Source organism: Albimonas sp. (assembly GCF_055129145.1).
The window spans coordinates 1-16,421 of the sequence record NZ_JBSRTQ010000100.1 but is presented as its reverse complement, the minus strand read 5'-3'; the positions used below and the strand labels follow the sequence as shown (position 1 = coordinate 16,421).

17 protein-coding genes and 2 pseudogenes are annotated in these 16,421 nt (G+C 67.6%); 17 read left to right on the top strand and 2 right to left on the bottom strand.

Annotation, left to right across the window (positions count from 1 at the left end):
• Positions 1 to 209: 209 nt before the first annotated feature.
• Complete coding sequence (locus ACTB72_RS15145) at positions 210 to 1,619, top strand: M20/M25/M40 family metallo-hydrolase (protein ID WP_463037834.1); 1,410 nt, start codon at positions 210 to 212, stop codon at positions 1,617 to 1,619.
• Here ACTB72_RS15145 and ACTB72_RS15140 read toward each other — a convergent pair.
• Together ACTB72_RS15140 and ACTB72_RS15135 are read right to left on the bottom strand one after the other, a co-directional pair.
• The gene (locus ACTB72_RS15140; RefSeq protein ID WP_463037833.1) at positions 1,603 to 1,992 is read right to left on the bottom strand and encodes a hypothetical protein; all 390 of its coding nucleotides are present in this window, start codon (positions 1,990 to 1,992) and stop codon (positions 1,603 to 1,605) included. The two genes, ACTB72_RS15145 and ACTB72_RS15140, sit on opposite strands and share 17 nt — an antisense overlap.
• A 249-nt stretch (positions 1,993 to 2,241) precedes the next feature.
• Positions 2,242 to 2,995 (bottom strand): annotated as a pseudogene (locus tag ACTB72_RS15135) (IS5 family transposase).
• A gap of 403 nt (positions 2,996 to 3,398) precedes the next feature.
• Here ACTB72_RS15135 and ACTB72_RS15130 point away from each other — a divergent pair.
• The 16 genes and pseudogenes from ACTB72_RS15130 to ACTB72_RS15055 all read left to right on the top strand — a co-directional run.
• A complete protein-coding gene (locus tag ACTB72_RS15130; RefSeq protein ID WP_463037832.1) occupies positions 3,399 to 3,764 on the top strand; it encodes an NADH-quinone oxidoreductase subunit A in 366 nt (121 codons plus the stop codon).
• A gap of 50 nt (positions 3,765 to 3,814) precedes the next feature.
• Positions 3,815 to 4,363, top strand: a complete 549-nt coding sequence (locus ACTB72_RS15125) for a NuoB/complex I 20 kDa subunit family protein (RefSeq protein WP_463037835.1) — start codon at positions 3,815 to 3,817, stop codon at positions 4,361 to 4,363.
• 38 nt (positions 4,364 to 4,401) lie between these two features.
• On the top strand, positions 4,402 to 5,007 hold the full coding sequence (locus tag ACTB72_RS15120) for an NADH-quinone oxidoreductase subunit C (protein WP_463037831.1): 606 nt from the start codon (positions 4,402 to 4,404) through the stop codon (positions 5,005 to 5,007).
• Positions 5,004 to 6,212: an NADH-quinone oxidoreductase subunit D gene (locus ACTB72_RS15115; RefSeq protein ID WP_463037830.1), complete on the top strand. Its 1,209-nt coding sequence runs from the start codon at positions 5,004 to 5,006 to the stop codon at positions 6,210 to 6,212. Before ACTB72_RS15120 ends, ACTB72_RS15115 begins: the two co-directional genes overlap by 4 nt.
• On the top strand, positions 6,212 to 6,937 hold the full coding sequence (nuoE, locus tag ACTB72_RS15110; protein ID WP_463037829.1) for an NADH-quinone oxidoreductase subunit NuoE: 726 nt from the start codon (positions 6,212 to 6,214) through the stop codon (positions 6,935 to 6,937). The genes ACTB72_RS15115 and nuoE overlap by 1 nt, the downstream gene beginning before the upstream one ends.
• Positions 6,938 to 6,963: 26 nt before the next feature.
• On the top strand, positions 6,964 to 7,176 hold the full coding sequence (locus ACTB72_RS15105) for a DUF5337 domain-containing protein (protein WP_463037828.1): 213 nt from the start codon (positions 6,964 to 6,966) through the stop codon (positions 7,174 to 7,176).
• A gap of 5 nt (positions 7,177 to 7,181) precedes the next feature.
• On the top strand, positions 7,182 to 8,480 hold the full coding sequence (gene nuoF / locus ACTB72_RS15100) for an NADH-quinone oxidoreductase subunit NuoF (protein WP_463037827.1): 1,299 nt from the start codon (positions 7,182 to 7,184) through the stop codon (positions 8,478 to 8,480).
• Positions 8,480 to 8,977 (top strand): DUF3291 domain-containing protein, encoded by a 498-nt coding sequence (locus tag ACTB72_RS15095; RefSeq protein WP_463037826.1) that lies wholly within the window; start codon positions 8,480 to 8,482, stop codon positions 8,975 to 8,977. The genes nuoF and ACTB72_RS15095 overlap by 1 nt, the downstream gene beginning before the upstream one ends.
• Positions 8,978 to 8,981: 4 nt before the next feature.
• On the top strand, positions 8,982 to 11,006 hold the full coding sequence (nuoG, locus tag ACTB72_RS15090) for an NADH-quinone oxidoreductase subunit NuoG (protein ID WP_463037825.1): 2,025 nt from the start codon (positions 8,982 to 8,984) through the stop codon (positions 11,004 to 11,006).
• Positions 11,007 to 11,011: 5 nt separating this feature from the next.
• Positions 11,012 to 12,034, top strand: a complete 1,023-nt coding sequence (gene nuoH / locus ACTB72_RS15085) for an NADH-quinone oxidoreductase subunit NuoH (protein ID WP_463037824.1) — start codon at positions 11,012 to 11,014, stop codon at positions 12,032 to 12,034.
• Positions 12,035 to 12,047: 13 nt separating this feature from the next.
• Positions 12,048 to 12,539 carry an NADH-quinone oxidoreductase subunit NuoI gene (gene nuoI / locus ACTB72_RS15080; RefSeq protein WP_463037823.1) on the top strand — a complete coding sequence of 164 codons (492 nt, stop codon included), beginning with the start codon at positions 12,048 to 12,050 and terminating at the stop codon, positions 12,537 to 12,539.
• A 76-nt stretch (positions 12,540 to 12,615) separates the two neighbouring features.
• The gene (locus tag ACTB72_RS15075; protein WP_463037822.1) at positions 12,616 to 13,032 is read left to right on the top strand and encodes a hypothetical protein; all 417 of its coding nucleotides are present in this window, start codon (positions 12,616 to 12,618) and stop codon (positions 13,030 to 13,032) included.
• Between the two features lie 34 nt (positions 13,033 to 13,066).
• The gene (locus tag ACTB72_RS15070) at positions 13,067 to 13,681 is read left to right on the top strand and encodes an NADH-quinone oxidoreductase subunit J (protein ID WP_463037821.1); all 615 of its coding nucleotides are present in this window, start codon (positions 13,067 to 13,069) and stop codon (positions 13,679 to 13,681) included.
• A 22-nt stretch (positions 13,682 to 13,703) separates the two neighbouring features.
• Complete coding sequence (gene nuoK / locus ACTB72_RS15065) at positions 13,704 to 14,024, top strand: NADH-quinone oxidoreductase subunit NuoK (RefSeq protein WP_092679717.1); 321 nt, start codon at positions 13,704 to 13,706, stop codon at positions 14,022 to 14,024.
• Between the two features lie 4 nt (positions 14,025 to 14,028).
• A complete protein-coding gene (gene nuoL / locus ACTB72_RS15060) occupies positions 14,029 to 16,002 on the top strand; it encodes an NADH-quinone oxidoreductase subunit L (RefSeq protein ID WP_463037820.1) in 1,974 nt (657 codons plus the stop codon).
• Positions 16,002 to 16,421, top strand: a pseudogene (locus ACTB72_RS15055) (hypothetical protein); the annotation flags it as partial. The gene nuoL and the pseudogene ACTB72_RS15055, both read left to right, overlap by 1 nt.

Here is a 16,421-nt window from a genome sequence, read left to right as displayed (position 1 = left end):
CGACATCATGCAAAAATCGCCGCCGCGCCGATCCCCTCCCGACCGCGCGACCCGAGCTCGTCCCCGCCCACGCGTCAGGCCGGCGCCCCGGTTGCCAAGCCTCGCGCCCGGCGCCACGCTCCGCCCCGATCCCGGCCTTCCGGCCGCCTCCCCCCTGCGATCCCACGCCCCCAACCCAACGTCCCCATCCCAACGCCCCGGAGCGCGTCATGTCCCATCCCGCCCTGCCTGCCGTTCTCGACCGGCTCGACGCCGATCTCGACGCCGCCGTCGACCGCCTGTTCGCGCTGCTCCGCTTCCAGTCGATCTCCACCGATCCCGCCTACAAGGCCGATTGCGCCGAGGCCGCCGCTTGGCTCGCCGACGAGCTGAGCAGCCTCGGCTTCGCCGCCGAAATCCGCCCCACCCCCGGTCACGCGATGGTCGTGGCCCATGGCGACGCGCTCGCCGCCCTCGACGCCGCCGGCCCGTCGCTGCTGTTCTACGGCCACTACGACGTGCAGCCGGTCGACCCGCTCAACCTCTGGAACGCCGATCCCTTCGCGCCCTCGGTCGAGACCCTGCCTGACGGGCGCCGCGTGATCCGCGCCCGCGGCGCCGCCGACGACAAGGGCCAGCTGATGACCTTCATCGAGGCCTGCCGCGCCTGGAAGGCCGAGACCGGGACCCTGCCCGCCAGGATCTCGATCCTGTTCGAGGGCGAGGAGGAATCGGGCTCGCCCTCCCTGATCCCCTTCCTGGAGGCGAATCGCGAGGAACTGACCCGCGATCTCGCCCTGATCTGCGACACCGGCATGTTCGACCGCCGGACCCCGGCGATCTCGACCATGCTGCGCGGGCTGATGGGAGAGGAGATCACCATCAAGGCGGCCGACCGCGACCTGCATTCGGGCATGTACGGCTCCGCCGCCGCCAACCCGATCCGGGTGCTGACCAGGATCCTCGCGTCCTTGCATGACGAGGACGGCCGCGTGACCATCCCCGGCTTCTACGACGACGTGGACGAGCTCTCGCCCGAACTCGCCGCGCAGTGGGCGGCGCTGCCCTTCTCCGACGCGGAATTCCTCGGCGCCGTCGGCCTCGCCACCCCCGCCGGCGAGACGGGCCGCACGGCGCTGGAGCAGATCTGGTCGCGCCCGACCTGCGAGTTCAACGGCATCACCGGCGGCTATGCCGGCGAGGGCTTCAAGACGGTGATCGCGGCGCGGGCCTCGGCCAAACTGTCGTGCCGCCTGGTGTCGCGCATGGACCCCGAGAAGATCCGGGCCAGCCTGCGCACGATGGTCGAGGCCATGGTCCCCGGCGATTGCGAGGTGGAGTTCAAGCGCCACGGCTCGTCGCCGGCGGTGGTGATGGACGTGACCGCGCCGGAATTCGAGGCCGCGCGCACGGCGCTGTCGGCGGAATGGGAGAATGACGCGGCCTTCATCGGCTGCGGCGGCTCGATCCCCATCGCGGGGCATTTCCAGCGGCTTCTGGGCATGCAGTCGCTGCTGATCGGTTTCGGCAACGATGACGACGGCATCCACTCGCCCAACGAGAAATACGACATGGAGAGTTTTCGCAAAGGCGCGCGGTCCTGGGCGCGCGTGCTGGGCGAGCTCAGCGTCGGGGCCTGAGGGCGCGCAGGCGCCGCGGGCCGGGCGCCCGGGCGCGCCGCCCGGCCCGCAGCGCGGACGCGGCGCGCGGGTTGCAGCGGGGGCCGGCTCGGGCGGCGGGGCTTGGGAGGGAGAGAGCGTTGTCTCTCACCTGCGCCGCCCCCATCTCAGCCGTGTTGAGCCGGGGAATTCCGGGAACGGGTGAAAGCAGGGCGATGTTCCGCTTGGCCGCGACGCTCTTCCTGCGTCTCTCCAGGCGCGCATCGGCCCCGTGGACGAGCGACGGCTCCTGCTTCCAGTCGGTCTTCTCCTGAACCGAAATGGCCTCCCAATCCTCGTCGGATTTCGGGCGGACCGGCGTGTTGTCGAAGTAGGGGAGGTTCCCGATCTCCATGCCGCTTTCGAATGCGCGGAACCCAGCCGTTGATCCGCCAGGGCGTGGCCAGGACCCGGTTCAGCGCGTTCGGCGTCTCGTCGGTGACGGGGCGAACGTGCCGGGTGGCGTGGTTGTGGATCCCTGCGCGGCAGAGATCCCGATCGAGGAAGTCGTAGCCTCCGCCGTCGTCGCGGATCTTGCCGGGGGCGGATCTCGCCTGGGTTCGTGGGATGCATCTGGTCTCCGTTGATGCGCTAGGCTCGGGCCTCATAACCGGCAAGAGACGGTCGCGGCGATGCAGACGGCGGCGAGATAGCTGCGAGCCAGCTTGCGTAGCGGGTTGCGATGCGTCGCCAGTCCTTGAGCCGGGAGAACGTGCGTTCGACGACGTTCCTCGCCCGATAGGCTCGACGGTCGAACGGGTGCTTGTTGTTGCGCGTCGGGTTGTTGGGGATGACGGGCAGCGTGCCGCGTTCGATCAGGGCGCTGCGAAGGGAATTGCTGTCGCAGGCCGCGTCCGCCAGGCGCATCGAGGGCGCGAAGCCGTCCACCCACTCGGCGGCCACCGGCGCGTCGCCCCGATGTCCGGGACGCACGATCAGCCGCCGTGGCCGCCCTCGCTCATCGACCGCCGCGTGGATCTTGGGGGTGCGCTCTCCGCGCGACCGACCTATGGCCTGCGCCTCGGCCCCCCTTTTCCGCCCGCCGCCGAGCGATGCGCCTTCACATGGGTCGCGTCGATCATCGGCGCCGCCGGCGGGCCGCCCTCCGCCGCGAGGCGGGCGAAGGCGTCTTCCCAGACCCCCTTGGCCGCCCAGCAGACAAAGCGGTTGCAGAGGGTCTTGTACGGTCCGTAGCAGGCGGGCGCGTCCTTCCAGCGGCAGCCGGAGCGCAGCACATGCACGATGCCGCTGATCACGCGCCGGTCATCCACCCGCGGCACGCCGCGCGTATCGTTTGGCAATGGCGGCGCAAGGCGGGCGAACTGGTCCTCGGTCAGCCAGAAGCAGTCTGCGGACATGACATCTCCCTTCAGGGAGTTTGAATCACGCCGCCGACAAAATGGGAATCCTGATTATGGGTCCCAAGCCTAGAGCGTGAAGATGTCAGGCAGTCGCTGTTGTCGTTGAGTCCCGCGCTTCGGCCCCAGGAAGTCCTGCCGCGTTCCGGCGCGGCCTTTCGCACCGCAGCACAGCCGCGGCATGCAACCGCATACCAACAACCCCTGCCGATTCGAGCCTGTTTTCAGCGACTTGCCGCCGCAGATCCGGACAATCCACCCGATTCCCCCCCGGATTCGCGGCCGACAGGCCGGTCCGCCTTTGTTGACCTCGCCGCGACGCGGCTATAGACGTGGCCCCGTCTGGAACGCCGGGACGCGCGCCGAGGTCGGCGCCCCCGTCCGCGGCCAGCGGGAGGGCCCCATGGACGACCTGCTGCGCGAATATCTTCCGATCCTGGTCTTCCTTGGGCTCGCCATCGGGCTGGGCCTCGTGCTGATCCTCGCGGCCGTGGTCCTCGCGGTGCGCCGGCCGGACGCCGAGAAGATCTCCGCCTACGAATGCGGCTTCAACGCCTTCGACGACGCCCGCATGAAATTCGACGTGCGCTTCTACCTCGTGTCGATCCTGTTCATCATTTTCGACCTCGAGGTCGCGTTCCTGTTCCCCTGGGCGGTCGCCTTCCAGGATGTCGGGCTGTTCGGCTTCTGGTCGATGCTGATCTTCCTCGGGGTGCTCACCATCGGCTTCGCCTACGAATGGAAGAAGGGAGCTCTGGAATGGCAGTGACCCCGACCGGGCAGGGGACCGAGGCCAAGACCGCCGCGTTCGGCGGCGAGATGGTCCCGGCCGCCCGCGCCTCCGTCGCGTCCCCGGCCGCCGCCGGCGCCGACAAGGACGTCTTCGCCCGCAACCTGTCGGACGAACTGGCCGACAAGGGCTTCCTGCTCACCTCCGCCGACGACCTGATCAACTGGGCGCGCACCGGCTCGCTGTTCTGGATGACCTTCGGGCTGGCCTGCTGCGCGGTGGAGATGATGCATACCTCCATGCCGCGCTACGACGTGGAGCGGTTCGGCTTCGCGCCCCGCGCCTCCCCGCGCCAGTCGGACGTGATGATCGTCGCTGGCACGCTGACCAACAAGATGGCCCCGGCGCTGCGCAAGGTCTACGACCAGATGCCGGAGCCGCGCTACGTCATCTCCATGGGCTCCTGCGCCAATGGCGGCGGCTATTATCACTATTCCTACTCGGTCGTGCGCGGCTGCGACCGGGTCGTGCCGGTGGACATCTACGTGCCCGGCTGCCCGCCCACGGCGGAGGCGCTGCTTTACGGCATCCTTCAGCTTCAGAGAAAGATCAGGCGCACCGGGGTGATCGCCCGCTGAGCGGGCGGACCTCAACGAGCCAGGGAGACGCCCAGCCGATGTCCGAAGCTCTTGCAGAGATCGCCGCGCTCATGGAAGCGCGGCTGCCCGAGGCGGTGATTTCATTCGAAATCGCCGTGGGCGAACTGACCGTGATGGTTTCGCTCGACAAGATCCCCGACGCGGTGAAGTTCCTGCGCGACGATCCCGCCTGCCAGTTCACCACGATGATCGACATCACCGGGGTCGACTGGCCCGGGCGCGAGCAGCGCTTCGATCTGGTCTATCACTTCCTGTCGATGCGCCAGAATCTGCGGATCCGGCTCAAGGCCAGGGTGCGCGAGGATGAGATCGCGCCGTCGATCTTCGACCTTCACCCCTCCGCCGACTGGTTCGAGCGGGAGGTGTTCGACATGTACGGCATCCTGTTCTCCGGCCATCCCGACCTGCGCCGCATCCTGACCGATTACGGGTTCCGGGGGCATCCGCTGCGCAAGGACTTCCCGACCACGGGCTATGTCGAGGTCCGCTACGACGAGGAAGCCAAGCGCGTGGTCTACGAGCCGGTGAAGCTGACCCAGGACTACCGGCAGTTCGACTTCATGAGCCCGTGGGAGGGCGCGGAATACATCCTTCCCGGCGACCAGAAAGCGGGGGCGAAATGATGGACGGCACCGACTTCCAGACCCCCGAACAGCGCATCCGCAACTTCAACATCAACTTCGGCCCCCAGCACCCGGCCGCGCATGGCGTGCTGCGCATGGTGCTGGAGCTGGACGGCGAAGTGGTGGAACGGGTCGATCCGCATATCGGGCTGCTGCATCGCGGCACCGAAAAGCTGATGGAGAGCCGCACCTACCTCCAGAACCTCCCCTATTTCGACCGGCTCGACTACGTGGCCCCGATGAACCAGGAGCATGCCTGGTGCCTCGCGATCGAGCGTCTGGTCGGCGTCGAGGTTCCGCGCCGCGCCCAGCTGATCCGCGTGCTCTACTGCGAGATCGGGCGGATCCTGAATCACCTGCTCAACGTCACCACCCAGGCCATGGACGTGGGCGCGCTGACGCCGCCGCTCTGGGGGTTCGAAGAGCGCGAGCAGCTGATGGTGTTCTATGAGCGCGCCAGCGGAGCGCGGCTTCACGCCGCCTACTTCCGGCCGGGCGGCGTGCATCAGGATCTGACGCCGCAGCTTTGCGAAGACATTCTGAAGTGGTGCGACCCGTTCCTGCAGACCTGCGACGACCTCGAGGGCCTGCTGACCGACAATCGCATCTTCAAGCAGCGCAATGTCGACATCGCCGTCGTCACCAAGGAAGAGGCCCAGGCCTGGGGCTTTTCCGGCGTGATGGTGCGCGGGTCGGGACTCGCCTGGGACCTGCGCCGCGCGCAGCCCTACGAGTGCTATGACGAAATGGAGTTCCAGATCCCGCTCGGCAAGAACGGCGACTGCTACGACCGCTATCTCTGCCGCATGGAAGAGATGCGGGAGAGCGTGAAGATCATCAAGCAGTGCCTTGAGAAGCTTGATAAATGCAAGGGCGAGCCGGTGATCCACCGCGGCAAGCTCGCCCCGCCGAAGCGGTCGGAGATGAAGACCTCGATGGAGGCGCTCATCCACCACTTCAAGCTCTATACCGAAGGGTTCCACGTGCCGGCCGGCGAGATCTACGCCGCGGTCGAGGCCCCCAAGGGCGAATTCGGCGTCTATCTGGTCGCCGACGGCAGCAACAAACCCTACCGCGCCAAGTTGCGCGCGCCGGGCTATCCGCACCTCGCGGCCATGGACCACATCTGCCGGGGGCATCAGCTCGCCGACGTGTCGGCCATCCTCGGCTCGCTCGACGTGGTGTTCGGGGAGATCGATCGCTGATGTTACGCCGCCTTCATCACGAGCAGCCCGAGAGCTTCGCGTTCAGCCCGGCGAACCTGGAATGGGCGCAGGCGCAGCTCGGCAAATATCCCGAGGGACGTCAGGCCTCCGCGGTGATCCCCCTCTTGTGGCGGGCGCAGGAGCAGGAAGGCTGGCTGACCCGGCCCGCGATCGAAACGGTGGCCGCCATGCTCGGCCTCGCCAAGATCCGGGTGCTGGAAGTGGCGTCCTTCTACTTCATGTTCCAGCTCGCGCCCGTAGGCCGCTACCATGTCCAGGTCTGCGGGACCCTGTCCTGCATGCTCTGCGGGGCGGAGGATCTGATCGGCGTGTGCAAGGAGAAGATCGGGCCCGACGCGCACAGCGTCTACCGCGACGGTCTGTTCAGCTGGGAGGAGGTCGAGTGCCTCGGCGCCTGCTCGAACGCGCCGATGGTGCAGATCGGCAAGGATTTCTACGAGGATCTGACGGTGGCGCGCTTCGCCGAGATCCTCGACGCCTTCGCCCGCGGCGAGGTCCCGACCCCGGGCCCGCAGAACGGGCGTTACGGGCCGGAGCCGAAGTCGGGTCTGACCTCGTTGATCATTCCCGAAGATGAGCGCAACGGGCTCAACGCCTCCGCGCAGCTGGCGGTGGCCCTCGGCGAAACGGTGGCGCGGATCGACGGCACGCAGCCGGTCGGGACGGCCGAGGTGATCAACACGCCCCGTTCGGGCGGAAACTGAGGGGCGGACCGGGGAGGATGGGCGCGATGCGCAGCGACAAGGACCGGGCGACCACGCGGATGGCGAGCCTCGTCATTCTGGTGTCGATGGTCCTGTGGCTGGGGCTCAGCGCCGCGGGCGGCGCGCTGGGGATCCCGGTGCGCTACGCCTTCCTGCTCGACATGCTCTGTCTCGCGGCGCTCGGTTGGGCGCTGGTCAATCTGTTTCTGGTCTGGCGCAAGGGCGCCGGGAAGGAGTGACGCGGATGTTCCTGCGCGACGAAGACCGGATCTTCCAGAACATCTACGGGATGAAGGACCGCACGCTGGCCGGCGCGAAAGCCCGTGGTCTGTGGGACGACACCGCCGGGATCATCGGGCGGGGTCGCGACGCGATCCTGGACGAGATGAAGAAGTCGGGCCTGCGCGGCCGTGGCGGCGCGGGCTTCCCGACCGGCCTGAAATGGTCGTTCATGCCCAAGGAATCCGACGGGCGGCCGCATTATCTGGTGGTCAACGCCGACGAATCCGAGCCCGGGACCTGCAAGGACCGGGAGATCATGCGCCACGACCCGCACACGCTGGTCGAAGGCTGCCTGATCGCCGGCTTCGCAATGGGGGCGCATGTCGCCTACATCTACATCCGCGGCGAGTTCATCCGGGAACGCGAAGCGCTGCAGATCGCCATCGACGAGGCCTATGACGACGGGCTTCTGGGCAAGAACGCCGCCGGCTCCGGCTGGGATTTCGAGATCCATCTGCATCACGGCGCCGGGGCCTATATCTGCGGCGAGGAGACCGCGCTGCTGGAAAGCCTCGAAGGCCGCAAGGGCATGCCGCGCCTGAAGCCGCCGTTCCCGGCGAATACCGGCCTCTACGGCTGCCCGACCACGGTGAACAACGTCGAGTCCATCGCCGTCGCCCCCACCATCCTTCGCCGCGGCGCCGACTGGTTCGCGGGCTTCGGCCGGCCGAACAACGCCGGCACCAAGCTTTTCGCGATTTCGGGCCACGTCAACCACCCCTGCGTGGTCGAAGAGGCGATGTCGATCCCGCTGCGCGAGCTGCTGGACAAGCACTGCGGCGGCGTGCGCGGCGGCTGGGGCAACCTCAAGGCGGTGATCCCCGGCGGATCCTCGGTCCAGTGCATGCCGGCCACGGTCTGCGGCGACGCGATCATGGATTTCGACTGGCTCCGCGAGCAGAAGTCCGGCCTCGGCACCGCGGCGGTGATCGTGATGGATCAGTCCACCGACATCATCAAGGCGATCTGGCGGCTGTCGAAATTCTACAAGCATGAGAGCTGCGGCCAGTGCACGCCCTGCCGCGAAGGCACCGGCTGGATGATGCGGGTCATGGATCGCCTGGTGACCGGAGACGCCGAGCCCGAAGAGATCGACATGCTGCTCGACGTCACCAAGCAGGTGGAGGGGCACACGATCTGCGCGCTCGGCGATGCGGCGGCCTGGCCGATCCAGGGCCTGATCCGGCACTATCGCGACGAGATCGAGGACCGGATCAAGGCCAAGCGCACCGGCCGCGTCTCCGCCGTGGCCGCCGAGTGATGCAGCCCGCCGGCCATCATATCGCGGAGTTCAATCGGGGGCGTCTGCTGCACGACTGGGACGATCCCCGGACCGCGCCGTTCAAGGACGCGCTGGACCGGGTGAACGCCCTTGCGGCGCGCGCCGACGGCTTCGTGTGGCGGCTGGGGGATGCGGAGATGGAGGCGGCGCAGCTCGATCCCGACGGGCCGATCGCCGACGACCGGGTCGCCTCGACCCTCTCGGTCTGGGAAAGCGCGGAGGCGCTGGAGCGCTTCGTGTTCAAGACGGTGCACGCGCGCTTCTACGCCCGCGGGCACGAATGGTTCGAGCCGGCGGCGCGCCGGCTGGTGATGTGGTGGGTCCCCATCGGCCATCGCCCCTCGGTCGACGAGGGCATGGACCGGTTGGCGCGGCTCGAAGCGTCGGGGCCGAGCGGAGACGCGTTCGGCTGGGCGCATCTGGAAAACGCGCAGGCCTGGAAGTCCCGGGGCTGCGGCGCGGCGGAGGCGGCGTGACGGCATGACCAAACTGAGCAAGATCAGCATCGACGGCAAGGTCATCGAGGTCGATGGCGCCCTGACCATCCTGCAGGCCTGCGAGGCCGCGGGGGTCGAGGTGCCGCGCTTCTGCTACCATGAGCGCCTGTCGATCGCCGGCAACTGCCGCATGTGCCTGGTGGAGGTGAAGGGCGGACCGCCCAAGCCCGCCGCCTCCTGCGCCATGCAGGTGCGCGACCTGCGCCCCGGCCCGGAAGGCCAGGCGCCGGAGGTCTTCACCAACACCCCGATGGTCAAGAAGGCGCGCGAGGGGGTGATGGAGTTCCTGCTCATCAACCACCCGCTCGACTGCCCGATCTGCGACCAGGGCGGCGAATGCGACCTGCAGGACCAGGCGATGGCCTACGGGGTGGACTTTTCCCGCTACCGGGAGCCGAAACGCGCCGCGGTGGACATGGATCTGGGGCCGCTGGTCGGCACCTGCATGACCCGCTGCATCTCCTGCACCCGCTGCGTGCGCTTCATCACCGAAGTCGCCGGCGTGCCGGAGATGGGGCAGACCGGGCGCGGCGAGGATTCGGAGATCACCTCCTATCTGGCCGAGACGCTGACCTCGGAAATGCAGGGCAACATCATCGACCTGTGCCCGGTCGGCGCGCTGACCTCGAAGCCCTACGCCTTCACCGCCCGGCCGTGGGAGCTGCGCAAGACCGAGACCATCGACGTGATCGACGCGCTCGGCTCCAACATCCGGGTGGATGTGCGCGGCCGCGAAGTGATGCGGATCGTGCCGCGCAACCATGACGGCGTGAACGAGGAATGGCTGTCGGACCGCTCCCGCTTCGTGTGGGACGGGCTGCGCCGGCAGCGACTGGACCGGCCCTATGTGCGTCGGGACGGCAAGCTGAGCCCGGCGAGCTGGGCGGAGGCGTTCGCCGCCATCGCCGAGGCGGCCAAGGGCAAGACCGTGTCGGGTCTGGCCGGCGATCTCGCCTCGACCGAGGCGATGTTCGCGCTGAAGGGTCTGGTCGAGAGCCTCGGCGGCGTCGTGGAATGCCGCACCGATGGCGTGGCGCTGCAGGCGGGCAATCGCGGGTCCTACGCCGGCACCGCCCGGATCGAGGATCTGGACGACGCCGAGGAGATCCTGCTGATCGGGACCAACCCGCGGGCCGAAGCGCCGGTGCTCAACGCCCGGATCCGAAAAGCCTGGCTGAACGGGGCCCGCGTCTCGGTGATCGGCGAGGCGGTCGACCTGACCTATGATTACGCGCATCTGGGCGCCGGGCCGGACGCGCTGGCCGACGCGGTGAACAGGCCCGCCGGCGACTGGGACGAGACCAGGGGTCGGAAGTCGGTCGTCATCGTCGGGCAGGGCGCGCTGGCGCGCGACGACGGCGCCGCGGCGCTGGCCGCCGCGATGAAGGTGGCCGAGCTTGGCGAGAGCGGTTTTCTGGTGCTGCACCATGCCGCGAGCCGCGTCGGCGGGCTGGATCTGGGCCTCGTGGCGACGGGCGGGGTGGCCAAGGCACTGGACGCCGACGTGATCCTGAACCTGGGCGCCGACGAGCTCGACATCCCCGTGGGGCCGTTCGTGGTCTACCAGGGCTCGCACGGCGACCGCGGCGCGCATCGCGCCGACGTGATCCTGCCGGGCGCCGCCTGGACCGAGGAATCGGGGATCTTCGTGAACACCGAGGGCCGTCCCCAGCTCGCCAACCGCGCCGGCTTCCCGCCGGGCGAAGCGCGCGAGAACTGGTCGATCCTGCGGGCGCTTTCGGCCGCCATGGGCCAGACTTTGCCCTTCGACGGCCTGCCGGCGCTGCGCAAGGCGATGTTCGAGGCTGTGCCGCACCTGGCCCGTCTCGACACGGTGCCTGAGAACGCGCATGAGGCGCTGGAGCTCGGCGAGCTCGGGCACGCGCCCTTCGGGGCCTCGGTGTCCGACCACTATCTGGTCAACCCGATCTGCCGCGCCTCGGTGGTGCTGGCAGATCTGAGCCGACTGCGCGCCGAGCGCGAAGCGAAACCGATGGCCGCGGAGTGAACGCGATGGAAACCGGCTTCTGGTCCGATTACGGCTTTCCGGCGCTGCTGATCCTTCTGCAGTGTCTGGTGGTCACCGTCTGCCTGCTGGTCAGCCTGGCCTTCCTTCTGGTCATGGACCGCAAGGTCTGGGGCGCGGTGCAGCTGCGCCGCTCGGTCAACGTGGTGGGCCCGTTCGGCCTGCTGCAGAGCTTCGCGGATTTCATCAAGTTCGCGCTGAAGGAAATCGTGGTGCCGGCGGGCGCGGACAAGACCGTGTTCTTCCTCGCGCCGCTGATCTCCTTCGTGCTGGCCACCGTCGCCTGGGCGGTGGTGCCCTTCAACGAGGGTTGGGTGGTTTCCGACATCAATGTCGGCATCCTGTTCATCTTCGCCATCTCCTCGCTGGAAGTGTACGGCGTGATCATGGGCGGCTGGGCGTCGAACTCGAAATACCCGTTCCTCGGCGGGCTGCGGTCTGCGGCGCAGATGATCTCCTACGAGGTCTCGATCGGCCTGATCATCGTGGGCGTGCTGATCTCCACCGGGTCGCTCAACCTCTCGGCGATCGTGGAGGCGCAGCGCGGCGCCTACGGGATGTTCTCCTGGTACTGGCTGCCGCATTTCCCGGTGATGATCATGTTCTTCATCTCGGCGCTGGCCGAGACCAACCGCCCGCCCTTCGACCTTCCGGAAGCGGAATCGGAATTGGTGGCCGGCTATCAGGTCGAATATTCGTCCACGCCCTACCTTCTGTTCATGATCGGCGAGTACATGGCCATCGTGCTGATGTGCGCGCTGATGACCACGCTCTTCTTCGGGGGCTGGCTGTCGCCGATCCCGGGGCTGCCGGACGGGATCTTCTGGTTCGTGCTGAAGGCGGTGTTCTTCTTCTTCATGTTCGCCATGGTGAAGGCCGTCGTCCCCCGCTTCCGCTACGACCAGCTGATGCGGATCGGCTGGAAGGTCTTCCTGCCGCTGTCGCTGGCCTGGGTGGTGATCACCGCCGGGCTGGCGCAGTACGGCGTCCCCGGCTACGCCCGCTGGTAAGGAGCATACGCGAATGGCCTTCTCCTACGCCCGCGCCGCGCACTACTTCGTGCTGGCGGACTTCATCGCGGGCTTCCGCCTCGGCTTCAAATACTTCTTCAAGCCGAAGGTGACGCTCAACTATCCGTTCGAAAAGGGCCCGCTGTCGCCGCGGTTCCGGGGCGAGCACGCGCTGCGCCGCTACCCGAACGGCGAGGAACGCTGCATCGCCTGCAAGCTGTGCGAGGCGATCTGCCCCGCCCAGGCGATCACCATCGAAGCCGAACCGCGGGAGGACGGCTCGCGCCGCACCACGCGCTACGACATCGACATGACCAAGTGCATCTATTGCGGGTTCTGCCAGGAGGCGTGCCCGGTGGACGCCATCGTCGAAGGGCCGAATTTCGAATTCGCCACCGAGACGCGCGAGGAGCTTTTCTACAACAAGGAAAAGCTGATCGCGAACGGGGATCGCTGGGAGCGGGAGATCGCCCGCAACCTGGAGCTGGACGCGCCCTACCGCTGAGGGCGGGGCGTCAGGGAACGCGGGGTCTCGGCCCCGCTCACCGAGGGTCGGAAGAGGGGGAAAAGGGAGATGGCGAATGCGACGCTTGCTCGCGCTCTGCCTCGCGACGGCTCTGGGGCTGCTCGCGGGCTGCGCAACGGTTCAGGCCCCCGCGCGGTCGGAACGGATGGACGCCCTGATGGGGCGCACCCAGCTCTCCATCGTGCGGGAGTTCGGGGTGCCCGACGCGGAGACGACGGCCGAGGGCCGCAAGATCCTGCGCTGGTCGCACGCGACGCTGGAGATCGCGCCGGACCCCTTCCCCTGGGGGCCGTTCGGTCCGCGGAGCTACGTGCCCGGCGGCTACGGATACGGCTACGGCGATCCGTGGGCGGGGCCGCGCACCTACCGCCGGTGGTGCGACATGGAACTGGAATTCGAGCGGGCGGACGCCCTGCCGGACGCGCCCTGGCGGGCGACGGCGTGGCGCTCCCGCGGGAACGACTGCCGCTGAGCCTCGGGCCGGCGCGCGACATGAGGATCTGCGCATGACCGTGGCCACGCTCGCCTTCTACTTGTTCGCCGGATCGGCCGTCGCCGCCGGGCTGCTGACCGTCCTGGCCCGCAACCCGGTGCATTCGGTGCTGTGGCTGATCCTGGCCTTCTTCTCCTGCTCCGGCCTCTTCGTGCTGCTGGGGGCGGAGTTCGTGGCCATGCTGCTCGCCATCGTCTATGTGGGCGCGGTCGCGGTGCTGTTCCTGTTCGTGGTGATGATGCTCGACGTCGATTTCGCCGAGCTGCGGGCCGGGTTCTCGGACTATCTGCCCGTGGGTCTGCTGATCGGGCTGGTGCTGCTGATACAGCTCGGCCTGGTGGCCGGGTCCTGGGTGTTCGCGGACGCCGCTCCGGAGCTTCGGACCGCCGTCGCCCCGATCCCCGCCGACGTCGAGAACACGCGCGCGCTGGGTCGGCTGATCTACACCGACTACGTGCTTCTGTTCCAGCTGGCCGGGATGGTCCTGCTGGTGGCGATGATCGGCGCGATCGTGCTGACGCTGCGCCAGAAGCCGGGCGTCAAGCGGCAGAGCGTGATCGCCCAGATGCATCGCGAGCGGCACGAAGCGGTCGAGCTGAAAGACATCAAGCCGGGCCAGGGCATCTGAGCTCGGATCGAAGGGAACTGACATGGACAGCGCGGCGGGCATCGGCCTCGAGCACTATCTGACGGTGGGGGCGATCCTTTTCGTCACCGGCATCTTCGGGATTTTCCTGAACCGGAAGAACATCATCATCATCCTGATGTCGATCGAGCTGATGCTGCTCGCCGTCAACATCAATTTCGTGGCGTTCTCGGCGCATCTCGGCGATCTCGCGGGGCAGATCTTCACCCTGTTCGTGCTGACCGTCGCCGCCGCCGAAGCGGCCATCGGTCTGGCCATCCTCGTCTGCTTCTTCCGCAATCGCGGAAGCATCGCGGTCGAGGACGTGAACATGATGAAGGGCTGATCCGATGCTCGAGAGCCTGGTTCTCTTCATCCTGCTGGCCCCCTTCGCGGGGTCGCTGATCGCCGGCTTCGGCTGGCGGTTCACCGGCGAGAAAGGCGCGATGCTGGTCACCACCGGCATCATGATGGCCGCGGCCGTCCTCGCCTGGATCGTGTTCTTCATGCTGCCCGAGGACGCCGAGCATCTGGTGCTGTTCCGCTGGGTCGACTCAGGCACGCTGAGCGTCGACTGGGGGATCCGGCTGGACCGGATGACCTCGGTGATGCTCTGCGTGGTGTGCTCGGTGTCGGCGCTCGTGCATCTCTACTCCATGGGCTACATGGAGGAGGATGACGCGAAGCCCCGCTTCTTCGCCTATCTCTCGTTCTTCTCCTTCGCCATGCTGGCGCTGGTCACCGGCGACAACCTGCTGCAGCTGTTCTTCGGCTGGGAGGGGGTGGGCGTCGCCTCCTATCTGCTGATCGGGTTCTGGTGGAAGAAGCCGTCGGCCAACGCCGCGGCGATGAAGGCGTTCATCGTCAACCGCGTCGGCGATTTCGGCTTTCTGCTGGGCATCTTCACGCTCTACATGCTGACCGACAGCATCGACCTCGACACCATTTTCGGGCAGGCGCATCACCTGTCGGAGACCAAGATCCACTTCCTGTGGACCGAGTGGAACGCGGTCGAGCTGTCGTGCTTCCTGCTGTTCGTCGGCGCGATGGGCAAGTCGGCGCAGTTCATGCTGCACACCTGGCTGCCCGACGCGATGGAGGGGCCGACCCCGGTCTCCGCGCTGATCCACGCGGCGACCATGGTGACCGCGGGCGTGTTCCTGGTCTGCCGCATGTCGCCGCTGATGGAATACGCGCCCAACGCCACCGCCTTCATCACGGTGATCGGCGGCATCACGGCGTTCTTCGCCGCGACGGTCGGCCTGGTGCAGACCGACATCAAGCGGGTGATCGCCTATTCGACCTGCTCGCAGCTCGGCTACATGTTCGTCGCCGCGGGCGTGGGCTACTACCAGGCGGCGATGTTCCACCTGTTCACCCATGCCTTCTTCAAGGCGCTGCTGTTCCTCGGGGCCGGCTCGGTCATCCATGCGATGCATCATGAGCAGGACATGCGGAAATACGGCGGGCTGCGGAAGAAGATCCCGGTGACCTTCGCGATGATGATGCTGGGCACGCTGGCGATCACCGGGGTCGGCATCCCGTTCTCGGGCGACTTCCTGATGCCGCTCGGTTTCGCGGGCTTCGTGTCCAAGGACGCGATCATCGAGGGGGCCTATGCGGCCGGCACCTCGGTCGGGCAGTTCTCCTTCGTGCTGCTGGTGATCGCCGCCGCCTTCACCTCGTTCTACTCCTGGCGCCTGATCTTCCTGACCTTCTACGGCGAGACCCGGGACAAGAAGCATTACGACCATGCGCATGAAAGCCCGGGCGTGATGATGTGGCCGCTCTACATCCTCGGCGCCGGCGCGGTGCTGGCCGGCATGCTGTTCTACAGCGGCTTTATCGGTCACGCGTCCGAGGCATGGTTCGGCGCGTCGATCTACATGAACCACGACACCAACCACGTCATGCACGACAGTCACAACGTGCCGGCCTGGGTGAAGCTGTCGCCGTTCCTCGCCATGCTGGGCGGGCTCGCGGTCAGCTACTGGTTCTACATCGTCAATCCGTCGCTGCCCCGGGAACTGGCCGAGCGTCACCACGGCGCCTACAGGTTCCTGCTCAACAAGTGGTATTTCGATGAGCTCTACGGCCTGATCTTCGTGCGGCCGGCGATGTGGCTCGGGACCTTCCTCTGGAAGAAGGGCGACGGGTCGGTGGTCGACGGCGGGATCAACGGGCTGGCCATGGGGATCGTGCCCTGGGTCACCCGGCTCGCGGGCCGCGGGCAGTCGGGCTACGTCTTTCACTACGCCTTCGTCATGCTGGTCGGGGTCTCGATCCTCGTGACCTGGCTCTCCGTCGGCGGGAGCGCCCACTGATGTCCAACATTCTCACGCTGGTCACCTTCCTGCCGCTGATCGGGGCGCTGGTCCTGATCCTGGTGCTGCGGGGCGAGGACGCGGCCGCCCAACTGAACGCCAAGGTGGTGGCGCTGATCGCCACCTCGGCCACCTTCCTGCTGAGCCTCGTGGTGCTGGGCGGCTTCGACGCGTCGGACACCGGCTTCCAGTTCGTGGAGGAGGGCGAGTGGCTGCTCGGCCTGTCCGGCGCGCTCTCCATCATACTGGGCCTCGCTGTGCCGGTAGCACTCGCAGTGAACCCTCTCGCCACGATCCTGTCGGTCGCCTGGGTGATCGCGATCTACGCAGTCGTCGCGGGCGTCGTGTTGATTGGCTTCGGAGTGCGGCTGAGTCGGCGGCAGGGTGCGCCAGCCGCCAAGCCGCCGGAGTCGAAAGAA

Coding starts and splice junctions, on each gene's coding strand:
- nuoE (WP_463037829.1), top strand. CDS start 6,212: ATGTTACGCCGCCTTCATCACGAGCAGCCCGAGAGCTTCGCGTTCAGC.
- nuoH (WP_463037824.1), top strand. CDS start 11,012: ATGGAAACCGGCTTCTGGTCCGATTACGGCTTTCCGGCGCTGCTGATC.
- ACTB72_RS15140 (WP_463037833.1), bottom strand. CDS start 1,992: ATGGAGATCGGGAACCTCCCCTACTTCGACAACACGCCGGTCCGCCCG.
- ACTB72_RS15070 (WP_463037821.1), top strand. CDS start 13,067: ATGACCGTGGCCACGCTCGCCTTCTACTTGTTCGCCGGATCGGCCGTC.
- ACTB72_RS15095 (WP_463037826.1), top strand. CDS start 8,480: ATGCAGCCCGCCGGCCATCATATCGCGGAGTTCAATCGGGGGCGTCTG.
- ACTB72_RS15145 (WP_463037834.1), top strand. CDS start 210: ATGTCCCATCCCGCCCTGCCTGCCGTTCTCGACCGGCTCGACGCCGAT.
- ACTB72_RS15130 (WP_463037832.1), top strand. CDS start 3,399: ATGGACGACCTGCTGCGCGAATATCTTCCGATCCTGGTCTTCCTTGGG.
- nuoF (WP_463037827.1), top strand. CDS start 7,182: ATGTTCCTGCGCGACGAAGACCGGATCTTCCAGAACATCTACGGGATG.
- ACTB72_RS15125 (WP_463037835.1), top strand. CDS start 3,815: ATGGTCCCGGCCGCCCGCGCCTCCGTCGCGTCCCCGGCCGCCGCCGGC.
- nuoK (WP_092679717.1), top strand. CDS start 13,704: ATGGACAGCGCGGCGGGCATCGGCCTCGAGCACTATCTGACGGTGGGG.
- ACTB72_RS15105 (WP_463037828.1), top strand. CDS start 6,964: ATGCGCAGCGACAAGGACCGGGCGACCACGCGGATGGCGAGCCTCGTC.
- nuoI (WP_463037823.1), top strand. CDS start 12,048: ATGGCCTTCTCCTACGCCCGCGCCGCGCACTACTTCGTGCTGGCGGAC.
- ACTB72_RS15075 (WP_463037822.1), top strand. CDS start 12,616: ATGCGACGCTTGCTCGCGCTCTGCCTCGCGACGGCTCTGGGGCTGCTC.
- ACTB72_RS15120 (WP_463037831.1), top strand. CDS start 4,402: ATGTCCGAAGCTCTTGCAGAGATCGCCGCGCTCATGGAAGCGCGGCTG.
- ACTB72_RS15115 (WP_463037830.1), top strand. CDS start 5,004: ATGATGGACGGCACCGACTTCCAGACCCCCGAACAGCGCATCCGCAAC.
- nuoG (WP_463037825.1), top strand. CDS start 8,982: ATGACCAAACTGAGCAAGATCAGCATCGACGGCAAGGTCATCGAGGTC.
- nuoL (WP_463037820.1), top strand. CDS start 14,029: ATGCTCGAGAGCCTGGTTCTCTTCATCCTGCTGGCCCCCTTCGCGGGG.